Origin of the sequence: Streptomyces sp. RFCAC02 (genome assembly GCF_004193175.1) — a bacterium.
In the GTDB taxonomy this organism is placed as follows: domain Bacteria; phylum Actinomycetota; class Actinomycetes; order Streptomycetales; family Streptomycetaceae; genus Streptomyces.
Window position 1 is genome coordinate 3,727,167 of record NZ_SAUH01000001.1, and the last position, 17,909, is coordinate 3,745,075.

Sequence of the window (17,909 nt, forward strand, 5' to 3'; positions counted from 1 at the left end):
GAGCGATGACCATACGCCCGGCACCGCCGCCGGGGATTTCGGGAGGCGAGACGATGGCTGCTCCAGGTCCGATCCGTGTCGTGGTGGCCAAGCCGGGGCTCGACGGGCATGACAGGGGCGCGAAGGTGATCGCCCGCGCCCTCCGGGACGCCGGCATGGAGGTCGTCTACACCGGCCTGCACCAGACGCCCGAGCAGATCGTGGACACCGCGATCCAGGAGGACGCCGACGCGATCGGGCTCTCCATCCTCTCCGGCGCCCACAACACCCTCTTCGCCCGCGTGCTCGCGCTGCTCGCGGAGCGCGACGCCGCCGACATCACCGTCTTCGGCGGCGGCATCATCCCCGACGAGGACATCCCCGCCCTGCGCGGCCTCGGCGTCGCCGCGGTCTTCACGCCGGGCGCGGCCACCGGGGACATCGTCCGGTGGGTCAGGGAGCACGTCGGGGAGGGTGCCGCGGACGCTCCCGGGGCGGATGATGCCCCCGAATTGTGACGGGTCTCACGACTCCGGTGTGACCTGCGATTTACGACGCCCGTGGACACCCGGATACGCTCGTCTCCGGACCTGCCGCGTGGCGGGCGCATCGTCGCGCCTGTCGGATCGACGCGGCCACGCGGCACGCCCACGCTGACAACGAACCGCGAAAACAGATTGAGGGACGGACGCGCGTGGACCTGTTCGAGTACCAGGCGAGGGATCTCTTCGCCAAGCATGACGTGCCGGTACTGGCCGGTGAAGTCATCGACACGCCGGAGGCGGCGCGCGAGGCGGCCGGGCGACTTGGCGGCCGTGTGGTCGTCAAGGCGCAGGTGAAGACCGGTGGCCGGGGCAAGGCGGGCGGTGTGAAGCTCGCGTCCGACCCCGATGACGCGGTGGAGAAGGCCGGCGCCATCCTCGGCATGGACATCAAGGGGCACACGGTCCACCGTGTGATGCTGGCCCAGACGGCCGACATCGTGGACGAGTACTACGTGTCCTTCCTCCTCGACCGCACCAACCGGACGTTCCTCGCCATGGCGTCCGTCGAGGGCGGCATGGAGATCGAGGAGGTCGCCGCCACCAAGCCGGAGGCGCTGGCCCGCATCCCCGTCGACGCCAACGACGGTGTGGACGCCGCGAAGGCGAAGGAGATCGTCGAGGCGGCGAAGTTCCCGGCCGAGGTCGCCGACCAGGTCGCGGACGTGCTCGTGCGCCTGTGGAAGGTGTTCATCGCGGAGGACGCCCTCCTCGTCGAGGTGAACCCGCTGGTCAAGACGGCCGACGGCAAGGTCATCGCCCTGGACGGCAAGGTGTCGCTGGACGCGAACGCCGAGTTCCGCCAGCCGGACCACGCGGCCCTGGAGGACAAGGCCGCGGCCAACCCGCTGGAGGCCGCCGCCAAGGAGCGCGGGCTCAACTACGTGAAGCTCGACGGCGGCAACGTCGGCATCATCGGCAACGGCGCGGGTCTCGTCATGAGCACCCTGGATGTCGTCGCCTACGCCGGTGAGGCACACGGCGGCGCCAAGCCCGCCAACTTCCTCGACATCGGCGGCGGCGCCTCGGCCGAGGTCATGGCGAACGGCCTGGAGATCATCCTCGGCGACCCCGAGGTGAAGTCCGTCTTCGTCAACGTGTTCGGCGGCATCACCGCGTGCGACGCGGTCGCCAACGGCATCGTGCAGGCCCTGGAGCTGCTGAAGTCCAAGGGCGAGACCGTGGACAAGCCGCTCGTCGTCCGCCTCGACGGCAACAACGCCGAGCTCGGCCGGAAGATCCTGACCGACGCCGCCCACCCCCTCGTGGAGCAGGTGGACACCATGGACGGAGCGGCCGACCGCGCCGCCGAGCTGGCCGCCGCGAAGTAAAGGAACCGAACACCACCATGGCTATCTTCCTCACCAAGGAAAGCAAGGTCATCGTCCAGGGGATGACCGGGTCCGAGGGCCAGAAGCACACCCGCCGGATGCTCGCCTCCGGCACGAACATCGTCGGCGGCGTGAACCCGCGCAAGGCCGGCCAGAGCGTGGACTTCGACGGCACCGAGATCCCGGTGTTCGGCGGCGTGAAGGAGGCCATCGAGGCCACCGGCGCCGACGTGACGGTGATCTTCGTACCGGAGAAGTTCACGAAGGACGCGGTCATCGAGGCGATCGACGCCGAGATCCCGCTGGCCGTCGTCATCACCGAGGGCATCGCGGTCCACGACACCGCCGCCTTCTGGTCGTACGCCGGCAAGAAGGGCAACAAGACCCGCATCATCGGTCCGAACTGCCCCGGTCTGATCACCCCCGGCGAGTCGAACGCGGGCATCATCCCGGCCGACATCACCAAGCCGGGCCGCATCGGCCTGGTCTCGAAGTCCGGCACGCTGACGTACCAGATGATGTACGAGCTGCGTGACCTCGGCTTCTCCTCCTGCGTCGGCATCGGCGGCGACCCGATCATCGGCACCACGCACATCGACGCGCTGGCCGCGTTCGAGGCGGACCCGGAGACCGACCTGATCGTGATGATCGGCGAGATCGGCGGCGACGCCGAGGAGCGGGCCGCCGACTTCATCAAGGCCAACGTCACCAAGCCGGTCGTCGGCTACGTCGCCGGCTTCACCGCCCCCGAGGGCAAGACGATGGGCCACGCCGGCGCCATCGTGTCCGGCTCGTCCGGCACGGCGCAGGCGAAGAAGGAGGCCCTGGAGGCCGCGGGTGTGAAGGTCGGCAAGACGCCGTCCGAGACCGCCCGCCTGGCCCGGGAGCTGCTGGCCTCGGCCTGAGCCCCCGCGCGGAAGCACCGCGACGCCCCCGCCGCCCGGTCCGCCGGGCCGCGGGGGCGTCGCGCGTCAGCCGAGGAGCGCGGCGGCGGCCAGGCCCGCCGCCGTCGCCGCGGTGACGCCGTAGCCGGCCAGGGTCAGACGCAGCGTGGCGCGCTCGCCCGAGACGCGGACGCGTTCGGGCGGCGGCCCGGCGGGCGTGTGCCCGGCGACGGCATCGAGCGCCAGCGCCTTGAGGACGCGGCCGCGTTCCCCCGCCGGTGCCGCGCCGAACTCGGGCAGCCGCTCGCCCAGGAGCCGCCGCGCGTGCGCCAGGCGGGCGTACGCGGCGCCGGTCGTCGCCTCGGCCTCGCGCGCGGTCCGCAGGAGGTCCAGGCCGACGATCTCGTGCAGGACGAGGACCCGCCGGTGGCGCGGCGGGAGGGCCTGGAGCGCGGTGAGCAGGGGGCCGCTGACGGCGGCCGTGCGGCGCCGGTGGCCGGGGGAGAGGCGGTGCCACGGGGAGAGCGCGTGGTCGTACGCCGCCGTACGGACCCAGCCGCCCGGGTCGGGCCGCGCGGCGACCTCCGGCCAGTGGTCCCAGGCGTGCCGGAACGCCCGAACCACCGCGCGGTCCGCGAAGTCGGACCGCCCGCTCAGCAGGAACGTCTGGCGGCTGAGCGACGGGGCGTGCCGTACGTAGAGACGATCGAACGCTGCGACCGGATCATCTGGCGATACGGTGGTATGCAAATCGGTCATATCTGCATAGTGGGCGACACAGCGGTGAAATCCCGTTACCCCGGCATTCCGGGTGTTGTTGGCAGCATGGCCGCGTGCGACACGTAACCCGGCCGTCCGGCCCGCCCCGACCGGTCCCGCGTCTCGTCCCGGCCGGCCGCGTCCGCGCCCGCTGGCTCTTCGAGGGACTCCTGGCCGCGGGACTCGGCCTCGGCGTGCCGGCCGCCCTCGTCCTGCTCCTGTGGACGCTCTCCCCGTATCCCGACGACGGGGCGGGCAGCGCCCTGCGCGTCGCCGCCGACCTGTGGCTCCTCGGCCACGGCACGGACCTCGTCCGCACCGGGACCCTCGACGGCGGCCCCGCGCCGGTCGGCCTCACCCCGCTGCTCCTGGCCGCCGCCCCCGCCCTCCTCCTGCTGCGCGCCGTACGGGTGTCGCTGCTGCCGTACCGCGACGCACCCGGCTGGGACGCCGACCCGGCCGACGGCCCCCGGGCCGCGCTGTGGGTGAGCGCCGGCTACCTGCTGGCCGGCACCGTCGTGGTGGTGTTCGCGCGCGGCGGGGAACTGGCCGCCGAACCGCTCAGCGCGGCCGTGCACCTGCCGCTGTTCGCGGTGACGGTGACGCTGGCCGGCGCCTGCGCCGTCTGCGGCTCGCTGCCGTCGGCCGCGGTGACCCGGTGGATCGGCGGCCTGTGGTGGCAGCGGACCGGCGCGGCGGCGCGGGCCGCCGGCGCCGGCCTCGCGGCCTACTGCGGCGCCGGCGCGCTGCTCGTCGGCTGCGGCCTCGCCGTCCGCGCCGGGGCCGCGCAGGACGCGTTCGCCCACCTCGCGACGGACTGGTCGGGGCGGCTCTCCGTCCTGCTGCTGGCGTCCGCGCTCGCGCCGAACGCCGCCGTCTGGGGCGCGGCGTACGGCCTCGGTCCCGGCTTCACCGCCGGCGCGGGCAGCGCGGTCGGTCCCCTCGCCGTCCGGGACGTGCCGCGGCTCCCCGACTTCCCCCTCCTGGCCGCCCTGCCCGACGGGACGCCAGGGCACCCCGCGCTGTGGGTGCTGCCCGCGGTCGTCCCCGCCGCGGGGGCGGTGGTGACGGCCTGGTTCGTCGCGCGGTCGCGCACGGCCGCCGACGAGGGGGCCGGCGCGACCGCCCTCCTCGGGCTGGGCACGGCGTGCGGGACGGGCGCCGGGCTCGGCGTCCTCGCCGCCTGGGCCGGCGGGCCGCTCGGGACGGACGCGCTCGCCTCGTTCGGCCCCTCGCCGTGGCTGACCGGGCTCGCCGCGGCGGCGTGGACGGCGGTCACCGTCCCGCCCCTGGCGCTGCTGCTGCGCGCGGCCCGCCGCAGCGGCCTCGACGCCAGGATCGTGCGGCTCTTCCGCCGGCCGCCCGAGGCGCCCGACGCGCGCGAATGGCACCTGACGAACGCCCGGCTCCTGCGCTGGGCGGCCCTGCGGAAGACCTCGGGGGCGCTGGTCCCGGAGATGCAGGAGCCGCCGGAGTCACGGCAGCCGCGACGAATCACCCGACCGGGTGAGGACTGAGCGTTCGACGACACCGCGTCCGGCGCGTCGCATCCCCCACGGGCCGCGAAAGCCGCCCGACGGGCACGGACGGGTCCCGGAGCCACGAGGCCCGGCTCTCGCACGCGCCGGGAAGCATGCGCGGCGCACGGAGGCGGCTGCCCACCGTCGCGCCGTGCGCCGTGCCGCGCGGTGGCCGGTGACGCCGGTCTGCCGGGCGGGCCGCCGGTGACGGGCGGCGGGTGCCGGTCGGGCCGAGCCGCGTCGGTGACCGGCGTCGCGGGGGATGCCCGCCCGCCTGCCTCGCCGGGGCGGCCGGTGCACGACTGTCCCGGGGCGTGGTGACGCGTGGCGGCTCGGTGGCCGGCGCGGTGGGTGCGGCGCGTCACCCACGCCGGTGGGGTGCCCGGTGCCCGGCTGTCTCCGGAGTGCGGTGACGCGTGGCGGCAGGAGGGACGTCGAGAGTCCCGGGAATGGGATGCGGTGCCGTGGCGAGGGACGGCCGGTGTCGGTCACGCCCAGCGGGGTCGGCGACGGGCGCGGTGGCACGCCCGTCCGCCGCGCGTCAGCGGTTCTCGCCGAACAGCGGCTGGAGCCGGTCGGGGAGCAGGTTCTCGCAGGACTCGCGCGAAGGGGCCGTCAGCGCGTCGTCCACACAGTCGAAGTAGTCCTTGTACACGAGCTGGAACGTGTACGAGGCCGCCACGATCACCAGCGACAGGGCCGCCAGCACGATGCCCGTGACCGCCGCCGTCGTCCTGGGCCGGTCGGCGTCGCGGCCCGCGGCGGCCGGCTGCGCGGGCGCGGGCGCACGGCCCTGCAGGGCGTCGACCTTCTTCTCCCGCTTGGACGCCCCGCCCTTCGGGCCGCCCCGCAGACCGCTGATGCCCCAGTACAGCGCGAGCGCGCCCAGCAGCAGACCGAGCCACTCCCAGCCCAGCAGGGCACCGGCGCACACGCCCCACATGCCGCCGAGCAGCGCGTAGCGCGCGTGCCGCTGCCCGGGGTCGGACGGGTCCCAGCCGCGCGGCCCGCCGGGCGGGCCGCCCTGGCCGCCCCCGCCGCCCGCCGGGTCGCCCCAGCGCCCCGATCCGCGGCCAGGCTGCCGGTCGCTCCACTGCCGGCCCCAGCGCTGCCGCTGGTCGTCCCGGCCGCCGTCGCCGTCACCGCCGTCCCGGCCGTCGTCGCCCTCGGGGCGGCGCGGCTGCCACGGACGGTCGGGAGTGCCCTCGGGCGGCGGTGCGAAGGGATTCTCCTCCGCCGGCTCGTCCTTCGGGCCGGGGGAACGGCGTCGGTCCGTCATCGTGGTCGTCGAATCTCCCTCGTAGCTGCCTCCCACCGACCGTACCTGCCCCGGGCCGCCCCGGGGCACGGGGGGAGCGAGGCGTGCCGGTATCGTTGCGGTCAGACCTCCCCCCAGAGAAAGCCCCAGCCGTGGTTCGCATCGTCTCCCTCGTGTCCGGCTCGGGGACCAATCTCCAGGCGCTCCTCGACGCGATCGGACACCGGGGGCCGTCCTACGGTGCCGAGGTCGTCGCGGTCGGCGCCGACCGGCACGGCATCGAGGGCCTCGCCCGCGCCGAGCGCGCGGGCGTCCCCACGTTCGTCCACCGCGTGCGGGACTTCGTGGACCGGGCCGCCTGGGACCGCGCCATGACGGCCTCGGTCGAGGCGTACGCGCCCGACCTGGTGCTGTCCGCCGGGTTCATGAAGATCCTCGGCCCCGCGTTCATGGCCGCGTTCCGCGACCGCGTCGTCAACACCCACCCGGCGCTCCTGCCGAGCTTCCCCGGCGCCCACGGCGTACGGGACGCGCTCAGGTACGGCGTCAAGGTCACCGGCTGCACCGTCCACTTCGTCGACGAGGGCGTGGACACCGGGCCGATCATCGCGCAGCAGGCGGTGCCCGTCGAGCCGGACGACGACGAGGCCGTGCTGCACGAGCGCATCAAGACTGTCGAGCGGCGTCTGCTCGTCGATGTCGTGGGCCGGCTCGCCCGCGACGGCTACCGCATCGAGGGACGAAAGGTGTACATCCCGTGACGGCCGAAGGCAACGAAGGAACGAGGCGGCCCCTGCGCCGCGCGCTGGTGAGCGTCTACGACAAGACCGGTCTCGAGGAGCTCGCGCGCGGGCTGCACGCGGCCGGCGTCGCGCTGGTCTCGACCGGCTCGACGGCCGCGCGGATCGCCGCCGCCGGGGTGCCGGTGACGCCGGTCGAGGAGCTGACCGGCTTCCCCGAGACGCTGGACGGCCGCGTGAAGACCCTCCACCCGCGGGTGCACGCCGGCATCCTCGCCGACCTGCGGCGCGACGACCACCGGGCCGAGCTGGACAAGCTCGGCATCGAACCGTTCGACCTCGTCGTCGTGAACCTCTACCCGTTCTCGGCGACGGTCGCCTCCGGCGCCGGCGAGGACGAGTGCGTCGAGCAGATCGACATCGGCGGCCCCTCCATGGTGCGCGCGGCGGCGAAGAACCACCCGTCCGTCGCCGTCGTCGTGGACCCGGCGCGGTACGGCGACGTGCTGGCCGCCGCGGCCGGCGGCGGGTTCACGCTGCCGGAGCGGCGGAGCCTCGCGGCGGCCGCGTTCCGGCACACCGCGGACTACGACGTCGCGGTCGCCGGCTGGTTCGCCGGCCTCGGCGAGGACGGCGCGGACTTCCCCGCCGCGGCCGGCCTCTCCCTGACCCGCCAGAGCGTCCTGCGCTACGGCGAGAATCCCCACCAGTCCGCCGCCCTGTACCGCGACGCGAGCGGCGGCGGCCTCGCGGCGGCCGAGCAGTTGCACGGCAAGGAGATGTCGTACAACAACTACGTGGACACCGAGGCCGCCCGCCGCGCCGCCTACGACCACGAGCAGCCCGCCGTCGCGATCATCAAGCACACGAACCCCTGCGGCATCGCGGTCGGCGCCGACGTCGCCGAGGCCCACCGCAGGGCGCACGCCTGCGACCCGCTGTCCGCGTACGGCGGCGTCATCGCCGTGAACCGGCCGGTCAGCGCGGAGATGGCCGCGCAGGTCGCCGAGATCTTCACCGAGGTCATCGTCGCTCCCGACTACGAGGACGGCGCCCTCGAGGCCCTCACGCGGAAGAAGAACATCCGCGTGCTGCGCTGCCCCGAGCCCCCGGCGTCCCGGATCGAGCTGCGGCCGATCGACGGCGGCGCGCTCGCCCAGGTCACCGACCGGCTCCAGGCGCCCGGCGACGACCCGGCGACCTGGACGCTGGTCGCGGGCGAGGCGCTGCCGGAGGCGGAGCTGGCCGAGCTGGCGTTCGCGTGGCGTGCCTCCCGCGCCGTCAAGTCGAACGCCATCCTGCTCGCCAAGGACGGCGCGACCGTCGGCGTCGGCATGGGCCAGGTGAACCGGGTGGACTCCGCGCGGCTCGCCGTCCAGCGGGCCGGTGCCGAGCGCGCGGCCGGCTCCTACGCGGCGTCCGACGCGTTCTTCCCGTTCCCCGACGGGTTCGAGGTGCTGGCCGAGGCCGGCGTGCGGGCGGTGGCGCAGCCGGGCGGCTCGGTCCGTGACGAGCTGGTCTTCGAGGCGGCCCGCGCCGCCGGCGTCACCCTGTACACCACGGGCACGCGGCACTTCTTCCACTGAGCGGCCGACGGCGGCGCCGCACCGGATCCCCGGCGCGGCGCCGCCGTCGTGTGCCCGGACAGACGCTAGGGCTGGGGCCGGTGGAGCATGTTCACCAGGACCTCGTGCAGGACCTCGTGGTCGCGCGGGTCGTGCAGCCGCCACGGGCCGCCGTCCACGGTGTACCACTCGTCGGCGCCGGCGTAGCGCACGCGCAGCGTGAGGACGCCGTCCGCGTCCGCGTCGGTGTGGAGTTCCAGCTCGCCGGTGATGACGCCGACCTCGCTGGTCATCACGCCGCCCTTGGGGGCCGTGAAGACGGAGTACCTCTCGTTCATGCCCCACTCATACCGGACGCGTCAGCAGGTGCCCAGCATCTCCTCCAGCGCGGCCTTCTCGTCGGTGTCGACGGTCAGTCCCCACTCGTGCTTCACGTCGACCCACATGCGCGCGTAGGTGCAGTGGTAGTCGTCGACCGGCTGCCAGTCGGCGGGGTCCTGGTCGCCCTTGGAGCTGTTGGACGTGTCGCTGACGGCGATGAGCTGCGGGTGCTCCAGGTCGTTGGCGAAGTCGCGGCGCTCGTCGGTCGTCCACCCGTCGGCGCCGGAGCGCCATGCCTCGGCGAGCGGCACGACGTGGTCGATGTCCACGTCGGAGGGGGAGGTCCGCGTCGTGTCGTCGTAGGGGCTGTACCAGGAGCCGGAGACGGGCTGGCACGTGTCGCCCGTCTCGACGTCCTCGCCGTCGCGCGCCAGGACGGTCTGGCGCGTGGTGCAGTCGCCGTCGCTCTCCCAGTGGGGGAACTTCTCGCGGGAGTAGCCGCTCATGCCGCCCTCGCCCGCGACGGTCAGGCCGGCGAGTTCGGTGCGGGCGGTGTCGGCGTCGGGGATGTCCGGCGGCTCGGCGGCCGCCGAGCCCGCGGGGACGGCCGTGAGCAGGGCTGTCAGGGCGCTCGTCGTGATGATCAGGGTCCTGGGCCTCGGTCGGGTCGGCATGCGGCACCTCCGGGGGGTGGGTGATTCGCCTGCCACCCTGTGATGCCCGAAAGTGACGTGATCATGACCTGTTGTGACGGTGGGCCGAGGTGCGGCCGGTCCGCGGGCGCCGGGAGCGCGCGCCCCCGGAGCCCGCGCGGCGCGGTCAGGCCATCAGCGGGACCGGGGTGCCCTCCGGGGGGTTCCGGTAGTGGTCGTGGATCTTGTTGATCTCCGACTGGATGTAGAGCCGGTACGAGCTGAGCACCACGACGAGGATCGCCGCGATCGCCGGGCTGCACGTCGCCGCCATGCCCGCCGCACGCTGCGCCTGCGCGACGCGCTTGCCGGTGTTGTACACCGCGACGAACAGCGGTATGTAGAGCAGGAAGACCCCCGGGAAGATCGCCAGCGTGGAGAGCCCCGGACTGACGACGATGCGCCGGTCGAACTGCGCCAGCTCCTTGTTGATCTTGTACTGCCACACCAGGACGTAGACGCCCAGCGTGATGATCGGCAGCCCGATCCAGGCCGCGAACACGTTCCGCTGCCGCATCGCGCGCCCCATGCCCGGACTCGTCTGCTGCCCGTAGGGCGTGCCCGTGACCGCGACCGGAGCGGTGGCCGCCGGATAGCCCGGCTGCTGCGATGGGTACCCCGCCGGCACCCCCGGCTGGCCGTACGGGGTGGGCGGCGTCTGGCTGTCGCTCACTGCGGAGCTCCTCCTGCATCTCATGGGACATCAGTCCGACGGAACGTCAAGCGGGCGGTCTGCGCGGGGGGACGCGCGGTGGGGGAGGGGACGCACGCGCCGCGCGGGGAGGGCCGTCGTGCCGCTTCCGGGCCACCCGGCCCGTCATTCGAACGCGCGGACGGCCGCCGTGTCCAGGGGCGGACGCGGACTGTGGCGAAGCTGAGACGGGAGGGGCGCGTGCTGTTCACCTCCGCCCGGCGGGGACCGATTCGCCGCGCCGCCGCGCCATCCGCGAGGATGGGGGCATGAGCGCGAAGATTCTGGACGGCAAGGCCGCCGCAGCAGCCATCAAGTCCGACCTCTCCGCCCGGGTCGCCGTACTCCGTGAGCGCGGCGTGACCCCCGGGCTCGGCACGCTGCTGGTCGGTGACGACGTCGGCAGCCAGAAGTACGTCGCGGGCAAGCACCGCGACTGCGCCTCCGTGGGCATCGCCTCCATCCAGCGCGAGCTGCCCGCCACGGCGAGCCAGGCCGACATCGAGGCCGTCGTCCGCGAGCTGAACGAGGACCCCGCCTGCACCGGCTACATCGTCCAGCTCCCGCTGCCGCGCGGCATCGACACCAACCGCGTCCTCGGCCTGATCGACCCCGCCAAGGACGCCGACGGCCTCCACCCGGTGAACCTCGGCCGCCTCGTCCTCGGCGAGCCCGCGCCCCTGCCCTGCACGCCCAACGGCTGCATCGACCTGCTCCGCCGGGGCGGCGTCGAGATCGACGGCGCCCACGTCGTCGTGGTCGGCCGCGGCATCACCGTCGGCCGGTCCATCCCGCTGCTCCTGACCCGCCGCAGCGAGAACGCCACCGTCACCCAGGTCCACACCGGCACCCGCGACGCCTCCGCGCTCCTGCGGCAGGCCGACATCATCGTGGCCGCCGCCGGTGTCCCGCACCTCGTGAAGCCGGAGGACGTGAAGCCGGGCGCCGCCGTCCTCGACGTCGGCGTCAGCCGTGACGGACACGGCAGGATCGCCGGCGACGTGCACCCCGGCGTCGCCGAGGTCGCCGGCTGGCTGTCGCCCAACCCCGGCGGCGTCGGCCCCATGACCCGCGCCATGCTCCTGCAGAACGTGGTGGAGGCCGCCGAGCGCGCCGCCGCCCCCGGCGCCCTCGCCGCCGACTGATGGGGGCCGGCGCGGCGATGAGCGCGGACGACGACGCCTACCCCACCCGGAGCACGGCGCGGCCCGAGGGCGGGCAGCGGACCGCGGGCGGCGAGGTCCCCGCCCCCATCCGGCAGTGGCCGCTCCTCACCGTCCTCGGCAGCACCCTGCTCGGGCTGCTCCTCACCCTGGCGGACTTCCGCGTCGGCCTGCTGGTGGTCGGCGCCGCCCTGCTGGCCGGCGCCGCGCTGCGCTGCTGGCTGCCGGCGGTGGGGATGCTCGCGGTCAGGTCGCGGTTCACCGACGTGCTGACGTACGGGGTGCTCGGCGCGCTCATCGTGCTGCTGACGCTGATGGCCGAGCCGGATCCGCTGCTGGAGCTGCCGTTCCTGAAGGACGTGCTGCGCTTCTCGGCGGGCTGAGCGCGGCTCAGGCGCGGGCGGCGTCGAGCCAGGCGGCCACCTCGTCCGGGTGGCCGTCCACCCACCGCTCGGCGGCGGCGGTCGGGCTCAGGTGGTCGTGCTCCATCAGCGCGGCGACCGCGTTCTGGTCCTCCTCGCTCCAGGAGAACGCCCGCAGGAACGCCGCCGCCTCACCGCCGTCCTCGGCGAACTCGGCGTTCAGGTACTTCCGCAGCTCTATCGACGGGTAGTAGTCGGGCAGCCGCACCTCCGCGAGGTCGACCTCGCCGGCCAGCCAGTGTGGCTCCCAGAAGTACGCGAGGACCGGCCGCCCCGACGTGCCGGCGTCGGCGAGCCGGTCCACGAGGGCCTCCTCGCTGCCCGCCGTCACCGTGCGGTAGTCGAGGCCGAGGTCGGCGATGATCGCGTCGTCGCGCGTCGTGTAGGCGGGGTCGGCGTGCAGCAGTTCGCCGCCGAACTCGTCCGCGTAGTCGTTGAGGTGGCGCCAGTCCAGCGCCTCCGGGTGCTCCGCCGTGAGGTCGTCGCCGCCCGCCACGTACCAGCCGACGTGGCCCGTGATGCCGAGCGGTCCCGCGTCGACGGCCGTCTCCCGGCCCTCGACGTACAGGCGCCGCGCGTCGGGCAGCGCCCCCCAGTCCTCCAGGACCGCCTCTATGTCGCCGCTGCCGAGCCCCTCCCACGCCTCGTCCTGCGAGACGTACACCTTCTCGACGGGGACGCCGAGCTCGTACTCCAGGACGTAGGCGGCGACCGCCGCGTTCGCCACGCCGCCGGGCCACTCGGGCACGGCTATCCGCACCGGGTCGGCCTCCTCGGCCGCGCCGCCGCCCGACAGCCGGTCCACGAAGACGCAGCCGCTCGTCGCGAGCAGGCTGAGTATGCCCACGCCGGCGAGCAGCGGTTGGCGTATGCGGCGCATGGTGCGGATTCCTCCGGCGGGCGGCGAGCGGCGGTCGGCGGACGGGACGGCGGGCGCGGCGGTCCCGTCACGACGCAGTGTGGCCCCGGACACGGGTCCGGGGCCACAGGTGCGCCGGATCGCGTCGGCGAGCGGGTCAGATCAGCCCGAGCCCGCGGACGGCGTCGCGCTCGTCGGACAGCTCCTTGACGGAGGCGTCGATGCGGGTGCGCGAGAACTCGTTGACCGCGAGGCCCTGCACGATGGAGTACGTGCCGTCCGACGTGGTGACCGGGAAGGACGAGATCAGGCCCTCGGGGACGCCGTAGGAGCCGTCGGACGGGACGGCCATGGAGGTCCAGTCGCCCTCGGCGGTGCCGTTCACCCAGGTGTGGACGTGGTCGATCGCGGCGTTCGCGGCGGAGGCGGCGGAGGACGCGCCCCGGGCTTCGATGATGGCGGCGCCGCGCTTCGCGACGGTCGGGATGAACTCGTCGGCGAGCCACTTCTCGTCCACGGCGTCGGCGGCGGCGCGGCCGTCGATCTCGGCGTGGAAGACGTCCGGGTACTGGGTGGCGGAGTGGTTGCCCCAGATCGTGAGCCGGCGGATCGCGTCGACCGTGCTGCCGGTCTTCTTCGCGAGCTGGGTCAGCGCGCGGTTGTGGTCGAGGCGGGTCATCGCGGTGAAGCGCTCGGCCGGCACGTCCGGCGCCGCGGCCTGCGCGATGAGGGCGTTGGTGTTGGCCGGGTTGCCCACGACGAGGACCTTGATGTCGTCGGCGGCGTGGTCGTTGATGGCCTTGCCCTGCGGCTTGAAGATGCCGCCGTTGGCCTCCAGCAGGTCGCCGCGCTCCATGCCCTTCGTACGGGGGCGCGCGCCGACGAGGAGGGCGACGTTCGCGCCGTCGAAGGCCACGTTCGGGTCGTCACTGATGTCGATGCCCGACAGCAGCGGGAAGGCGCAGTCGTCCAGCTCCATGGCGGTGCCCTCGGCGGCACCGAGGGCCGGGGTGATCTCCAGCAGGCGCAGCCGGACGGGCGTGTCGGGGCCCAGCAGGTGGCCGGAGGCGATGCGGAAGAGGAGGGCGTAGCCGATCTGGCCGGCGGCGCCGGTGACGGTGACGTTGACGGGAGTGCGGGACATGATGAGTGGCCTTCCGAGGTCAAAGCGGTACAGGCGGCGACAGGGGCCGGGGCCGCCGTCAGGTTAACCGAACGGTCCACGGCCGCCCACGGCGGGCGTGGGGCGCGGGCGGTGCGGTGACGGGCCGGATCGGCTGTCGGAGCGACCTGAGAGAATGGCCCCATGGCCACGACACGTCTCCGCGTCTTCTCGGGAATCCAGCCCACCGCCGGGTCATTCCACCTCGGCAACTACCTCGGCGCCGTGCGCCAGTGGGTGGCCCTGCAGGAGACCCACGAGGCGTTCTACTCCGTCGTCGACCTGCACGCGGCCACCATTCCGCAGGACCCGGCGGCGCTGCGGGAGTCGTCCCGGCTGGCCGCCGCGCAGCTCCTCGGCGCCGGGGTCGACCCGGAGCGGTGCGTGCTGTTCGTGCAGAGCCACGTCGCCGAGCACGCGCAGCTCGCCTGGGTGCTGAACTGCCTCACCGGCTTCGGCGAGGCGTCGCGCATGACCCAGTTCAAGGACAAGTCGGCGAAGCAGGGCACCGAGGGCACGACGGTCGGCCTGCTCACCTACCCGATGCTGATGGCCGCCGACATCCTTCTCTACCACGCGCAGGAGGTCCCCGTCGGCGAGGACCAGCGGCAGCACATCGAGCTGACCCGGGACCTCGCCCAGCGGTTCAACACCCGCTTCGGCGACACGTTCACGCTGCCCGGGCCGCACATCCTGAAGGACGCCGCGAAGATCCAGGACCTCCAGGAGCCGGCCGTCAAGATGAGCAAGTCGGCGTCCACCCAGAAGGGCATCGTCTGGCTCCTGGACGAGCCGAAGGTGTCGGCGAAGAAGTTCCGCAGCGCCGTCACCGACACGGGCACCGAGATCCGGTACGACCGAGCGGCCAAGCCGGGCGTGAGCAACCTGCTGTCGATCTACTCCGCCCTGACCGGCATCTCCATCGGCGAGCTGGAGGAGAAGTTCACCGGGCAGCTCTACGGCGTCCTCAAGACGGAGCTGGCCGACGTGTTCGCCGACTGGGTGGCGCCGTTCCGCGCCAGGACCCGGGAGTTCCTCGACGACCCGGCCGAGCTGGACGCGCTGCTCGCCCGGGGCGCGGAGAAGGCCAGGGCCGTCGCCGCGCCGACCCTGGCGCAGGTCTACGAGCGGGTGGGCTTCCTGCCGCCCGTGCCGCCGCCGGGCCGCTGATCCGGGGCCGGCGCGCGCCGGCCCCGGATCAGCGGCGGGGGTCGTACGCGGGGGGCCGCGAGAAGGGAGCCAGCCTTGGGGACCATCACCCTCGGTGTGTCGATCGCGGTCCCCGAGCCGCACGGCGGCCGGCTGCGGCGCAGCCGCCTCGCCTTCGGGGACGCGGCGGCGGCCGGCATCCCCACCCATGTGACGCTGCTGCCGCCCACCGAGGTCGCGGCCGCCGCCCGGCCCGGCATCGACGCCCACCTGGCCGGTGTGGCTGCGGCCGGCCGCCCGTTCGCCCTGCGCCTGTCGGGCACCGGTACGTTCCGGCCCCTGACGCCCGTGGTGTTCGTCCGGGTCGTGGAGGGCGGGGACGCCTGCGACCGGCTCCAGTCGGCCGTGCGGGCGGGCGGCGGGCCGCTGGCCCGCGAGCTGGCCTACCCCTACCACCCGCACGTGACGGTCGCCCACGGCATCGCCGAGGACGCGATGGACCGCGCGCAGGCCGAGCTCGCCGAGTACGAGGCCCGGTGGACCGTGCGCGGGTTCGCCCTGTACGAGCAGGACGGCACAGGCGTGTGGCACCGCTGCCGCGATTTCCCCTTCACGGCGCCCGGGCGGCAGCCGGGCACCGCCCCGGACACCGCGCTGCGCCGCTGACGCCCGCCCGCCCGCCGCCGGGCGCGTGTCAGGAGCCGTTCACGGGGCATCCCCACTTAGCGTGGGCGGCGCGATGGAGACTCTGACCCGGCTGCCGTGGATCGGTCCACCGGTGGCGTGGTTCCTTCGGACGCGCGTGTGGCGTGTCTACCAGCACCTCGACGCGCGGAACTGGACGCGGCTGGCCGCCGCGATCACGTTCACCAGCTTCGTCACCCTCTTCCCGGTCCTCGGGCTGGCCGGCGCGGTCGGCACCGGGCTGCTGACCGACGGGCAGCTCCACACCGTGGAGGACTGGATCGCGGACCAGGTGCCCGGCATCTCCGACCAGCTCCACCTGGACAGCCTCCTCGACAACGCCGGCACCATCGGCCTCGTGTCGCTGGTCCTCGTCCTGCCCACCGGCGCGAGCTGGGTGGACGCCCTGCGCGGCTGCCTGCGCGCGCTGTGGGACCTGCCCGACCCGGACGAGAACACGGTCGTGCGGCGCGGCAAGGACATCGGGGTCCTCGCGGGCCTCGGGGCCGTCGTCCTCGTCTCGCTCGCCGCGTCCGCGCTCGCGATGAACATCGTGCGGATACTCGCACCCCACGGCCCCGGCGGGGTCGTGCTGCAGTTCGCCGCGTACGCCGTGGCGATGGGCGTGACGTTCCTGCTGCTGGCGTACGTCCTCGTGTGGCTCCCGGGCGTACGGCCCCCGCGCGGCGCCGTCGTCACCGCCTGCGTCATCGGCGCGGTCGGCTTCGAGCTGCTGAAACTGCTGCTCAGCGGCTACCTGACGGAGGTCGCCACCCGCAACGTGTACGGGGCGTTCGGCGTGCCGATCGCGCTGCTGATCTGGATCAACCTCATGGCGAAGCTGCTGCTCGCCTGCTGCGCGTGGACGGCCACCGCCGTCACTCCGGCGGACCGTCCGTGCGCCGACGCCCTGGACGAGCCCCCAGCGGATGAGTGCGGTGGAACAGATACGCCGCCCCCGCCAGAACGGCGAGACCGGCCGCCGTCACCATCAGCACCGTGATGCCGCTGACGGGCGCCCCGTCGTCCGCCGCCGCGCCCGCGAGGGCCGCGTCCGAGCCGTCGCCCGCCGTCGCGTCCTGTCCCGCGCCGTCGTCGGGCGCCGGGTCGTCCGGCAGCTCGCTCAGCGGCGGCACCAGCTCGCCGACCGGGTCGACCGAGCCGGCGGCGGCGAAGCCCCAGTCGAGGAGCGCGGCGCTCTCGCGGTAGACGGCCAGCGCGTCGCCCTCGGGGTCCATGACCGTCACCAGCAGGACGCGGCCGCCGCGCTCGGCGACGCCGGTGAAGGTGTGGCCGGCGGCCGAGGTGTAGCCGTTCTTGACGCCGGCGAGGCCCTCGTACGGTTCGAGCCCCGGGGCGCCGACGAGGAGGCGGTCGGTGTTCTGGATCTGGTAGGTCTCGCGGTCCTCGCCCTCGCCGGCGCCGGGGAAGTCGGCGGTGGGGAGGGCGACGTACTCGCGGAAGTCGTCCATCTGCAGGGCGTCCCTGGCGATGAGCGTCAGGTCGTACGCCGACGAGGTCTGGCCCTCGGCGTCGTAGCCGTCGGGGTTGACGACGTGGGTGTCGCCGGCCTGGAGCTCGTGCGCGCGGGCGTTCATCTGCTCGACCGTCCCGGCCTTGCCGCCGTTCATCGCGGTCAGCGCGTACACGGCGTCGTTGCCGGAGGCGAGGAGCGCCCCGTGCCAGAGGTCCTCGACGGTGTAGGTCTGGTAGTCGGCGATGCCGACCGCGCTGCTGCCCTCGCCCATGCCGGCGAAGTGCTCGGGCCGCGCCCGGTACAGGTCGTCGCGGTCGAACGACGGCATGACCGTGTCGGCGAACAGCATCTTGAGCGTGCTGGCCGGGGCGAGCGGCCGGTGCGCGTCGTGGGCTGCGAGCACGTCGCCGGTCTCGGCGTCGGCGACGATCCAGGACTTCGCCGTCAGGTCGGCGGGCAGCGCGGGGGTGTCGCCGCCGGCGAGGACCTGGGTCTCGGTGCGGCCGAGGAGTTCCCCGCCGACCGTCGAGCGGACGGCGCCCGCGTCGGTGTCGCCGTCGTCCGGCGCGGCGGCGGCCGTGGTCAGGGGGGCCAGCGCGAGGGCGGGCACGAGTATGGCCATCGCGAGCGCGGCACGGGCGGGAATCCGAAAAGCGGACGAGCGATTGAACGGCACACCGTGAACTTACCGGCCGCCCCGGGAGTCGTGAC

17 protein-coding genes and 2 pseudogenes are annotated in these 17,909 nt (G+C 74.1%); 11 read left to right on the forward strand and 8 right to left on the reverse strand.

Features of this window, described 5'->3' with window-relative positions:
* Window positions 1-53 precede the first annotated feature (53 nt).
* The 3 genes from EMA09_RS17240 to sucD all read left to right on the forward strand — a co-directional run bounded on the left by EMA09_RS17240 (window position 54) and on the right by sucD (window position 2,757).
* Window positions 54-497 (forward strand): cobalamin B12-binding domain-containing protein, encoded by a 444-nt coding sequence (locus tag EMA09_RS17240; RefSeq protein WP_129841913.1) that lies wholly within the window; start codon window positions 54-56, stop codon window positions 495-497.
* 176 nt (window positions 498-673) lie between these two features.
* Window positions 674-1,852 carry an ADP-forming succinate--CoA ligase subunit beta gene (gene sucC, locus EMA09_RS17245; RefSeq protein WP_129841914.1) on the forward strand — a complete coding sequence of 393 codons (1,179 nt, stop codon included), beginning with the start codon at window positions 674-676 and terminating at the stop codon, window positions 1,850-1,852.
* 17 nt (window positions 1,853-1,869) lie between these two features.
* Window positions 1,870-2,757, forward strand: a complete 888-nt coding sequence (gene sucD, locus EMA09_RS17250) for a succinate--CoA ligase subunit alpha (protein WP_129841915.1) — start codon at window positions 1,870-1,872, stop codon at window positions 2,755-2,757.
* Between the two features lie 66 nt (window positions 2,758-2,823).
* On the opposite strand, the gene EMA09_RS17255 is transcribed toward sucD, so the two are convergent.
* A complete protein-coding gene (locus tag EMA09_RS17255; RefSeq protein WP_129841916.1) occupies window positions 2,824-3,495 on the reverse strand; it encodes a sigma factor-like helix-turn-helix DNA-binding protein in 672 nt (223 codons plus the stop codon).
* A gap of 74 nt (window positions 3,496-3,569) precedes the next feature.
* Between EMA09_RS17255 and EMA09_RS17260 the strand changes: the two genes are divergently transcribed.
* The gene (locus EMA09_RS17260; protein ID WP_129841917.1) at window positions 3,570-5,012 is read left to right on the forward strand and encodes a DUF6350 family protein; all 1,443 of its coding nucleotides are present in this window, start codon (window positions 3,570-3,572) and stop codon (window positions 5,010-5,012) included.
* Window positions 5,013-5,556: 544 nt separating this feature from the next.
* Here the strand turns inward: EMA09_RS17260 and EMA09_RS17265 are convergent.
* Entirely contained in the window at window positions 5,557-6,294 is a 738-nt protein-coding gene (locus EMA09_RS17265; RefSeq protein WP_129841918.1) for a hypothetical protein, read from the reverse strand.
* Between the two features lie 131 nt (window positions 6,295-6,425).
* On the opposite strand from EMA09_RS17265, the gene purN reads away from it, so the two are divergent.
* A complete protein-coding gene (gene purN, locus EMA09_RS17270) occupies window positions 6,426-7,034 on the forward strand; it encodes a phosphoribosylglycinamide formyltransferase (protein ID WP_240796442.1) in 609 nt (202 codons plus the stop codon).
* Entirely contained in the window at window positions 7,031-8,599 is a 1,569-nt protein-coding gene (gene purH, locus EMA09_RS17275; RefSeq protein WP_129841920.1) for a bifunctional phosphoribosylaminoimidazolecarboxamide formyltransferase/IMP cyclohydrolase, read from the forward strand. The genes purN and purH overlap by 4 nt, the downstream gene beginning before the upstream one ends.
* Before the next feature lie 65 nt (window positions 8,600-8,664).
* Here purH and EMA09_RS17280 read toward each other — a convergent pair whose 3' ends face one another.
* From EMA09_RS17280 to EMA09_RS17290, 3 genes are all read right to left on the reverse strand, one after another.
* Entirely contained in the window at window positions 8,665-8,916 is a 252-nt protein-coding gene (locus EMA09_RS17280; protein ID WP_129841921.1) for a hypothetical protein, read from the reverse strand.
* A 21-nt stretch (window positions 8,917-8,937) separates the two neighbouring features.
* Entirely contained in the window at window positions 8,938-9,573 is a 636-nt protein-coding gene (locus EMA09_RS17285; protein WP_129841922.1) for an HNH endonuclease family protein, read from the reverse strand.
* 145 nt (window positions 9,574-9,718) lie between these two features.
* A complete protein-coding gene (locus EMA09_RS17290; protein WP_129841923.1) occupies window positions 9,719-10,264 on the reverse strand; it encodes a DUF4234 domain-containing protein in 546 nt (181 codons plus the stop codon).
* Window positions 10,265-10,551: 287 nt separating this feature from the next.
* Here EMA09_RS17290 and EMA09_RS17295 point away from each other — a divergent pair, with 287 nt between their 5' ends.
* Both EMA09_RS17295 and EMA09_RS17300 read left to right on the forward strand, forming a co-directional pair.
* Entirely contained in the window at window positions 10,552-11,427 is an 876-nt protein-coding gene (locus tag EMA09_RS17295) for a bifunctional methylenetetrahydrofolate dehydrogenase/methenyltetrahydrofolate cyclohydrolase (RefSeq protein ID WP_129841924.1), read from the forward strand.
* 38 nt (window positions 11,428-11,465) lie between these two features.
* Window positions 11,466-11,828 (forward strand): annotated as a pseudogene (locus tag EMA09_RS17300) (DUF3017 domain-containing protein); the annotation flags it as partial.
* Window positions 11,829-11,835: 7 nt separating this feature from the next.
* On the opposite strand, the gene EMA09_RS17305 reads toward EMA09_RS17300, so the two are convergent.
* Together EMA09_RS17305 and EMA09_RS17310 are read right to left on the reverse strand one after the other, a co-directional pair.
* The gene (locus EMA09_RS17305) at window positions 11,836-12,747 is read right to left on the reverse strand and encodes a glycine betaine ABC transporter substrate-binding protein (protein WP_129841926.1); all 912 of its coding nucleotides are present in this window, start codon (window positions 12,745-12,747) and stop codon (window positions 11,836-11,838) included.
* Between the two features lie 136 nt (window positions 12,748-12,883).
* Window positions 12,884-13,870: a malate dehydrogenase gene (locus EMA09_RS17310; RefSeq protein ID WP_129841927.1), complete on the reverse strand. Its 987-nt coding sequence runs from the start codon at window positions 13,868-13,870 to the stop codon at window positions 12,884-12,886.
* Window positions 13,871-14,032: 162 nt separating this feature from the next.
* On the opposite strand from EMA09_RS17310, the gene trpS reads away from it, so the two are divergent.
* The 3 genes and pseudogenes from trpS to EMA09_RS29010 form a co-directional block, all read left to right on the forward strand.
* Window positions 14,033-15,058 carry a tryptophan--tRNA ligase gene (gene trpS, locus EMA09_RS17315; protein WP_129841928.1) on the forward strand — a complete coding sequence of 342 codons (1,026 nt, stop codon included), beginning with the start codon at window positions 14,033-14,035 and terminating at the stop codon, window positions 15,056-15,058.
* A 75-nt stretch (window positions 15,059-15,133) separates the two neighbouring features.
* Window positions 15,134-15,703 (forward strand): 2'-5' RNA ligase family protein, encoded by a 570-nt coding sequence (locus EMA09_RS17320; RefSeq protein WP_129841929.1) that lies wholly within the window; start codon window positions 15,134-15,136, stop codon window positions 15,701-15,703.
* A gap of 73 nt (window positions 15,704-15,776) precedes the next feature.
* Window positions 15,777-16,583 (forward strand): annotated as a pseudogene (locus EMA09_RS29010) (YihY/virulence factor BrkB family protein); the annotation flags it as partial.
* 16 nt (window positions 16,584-16,599) lie between these two features.
* Here the strand turns inward: EMA09_RS29010 and EMA09_RS17330 are convergent.
* Complete coding sequence (locus EMA09_RS17330) at window positions 16,600-17,820, reverse strand: serine hydrolase (RefSeq protein WP_129841931.1); 1,221 nt, start codon at window positions 17,818-17,820, stop codon at window positions 16,600-16,602.
* Window positions 17,821-17,909: the final 89 nt, after the last annotated feature.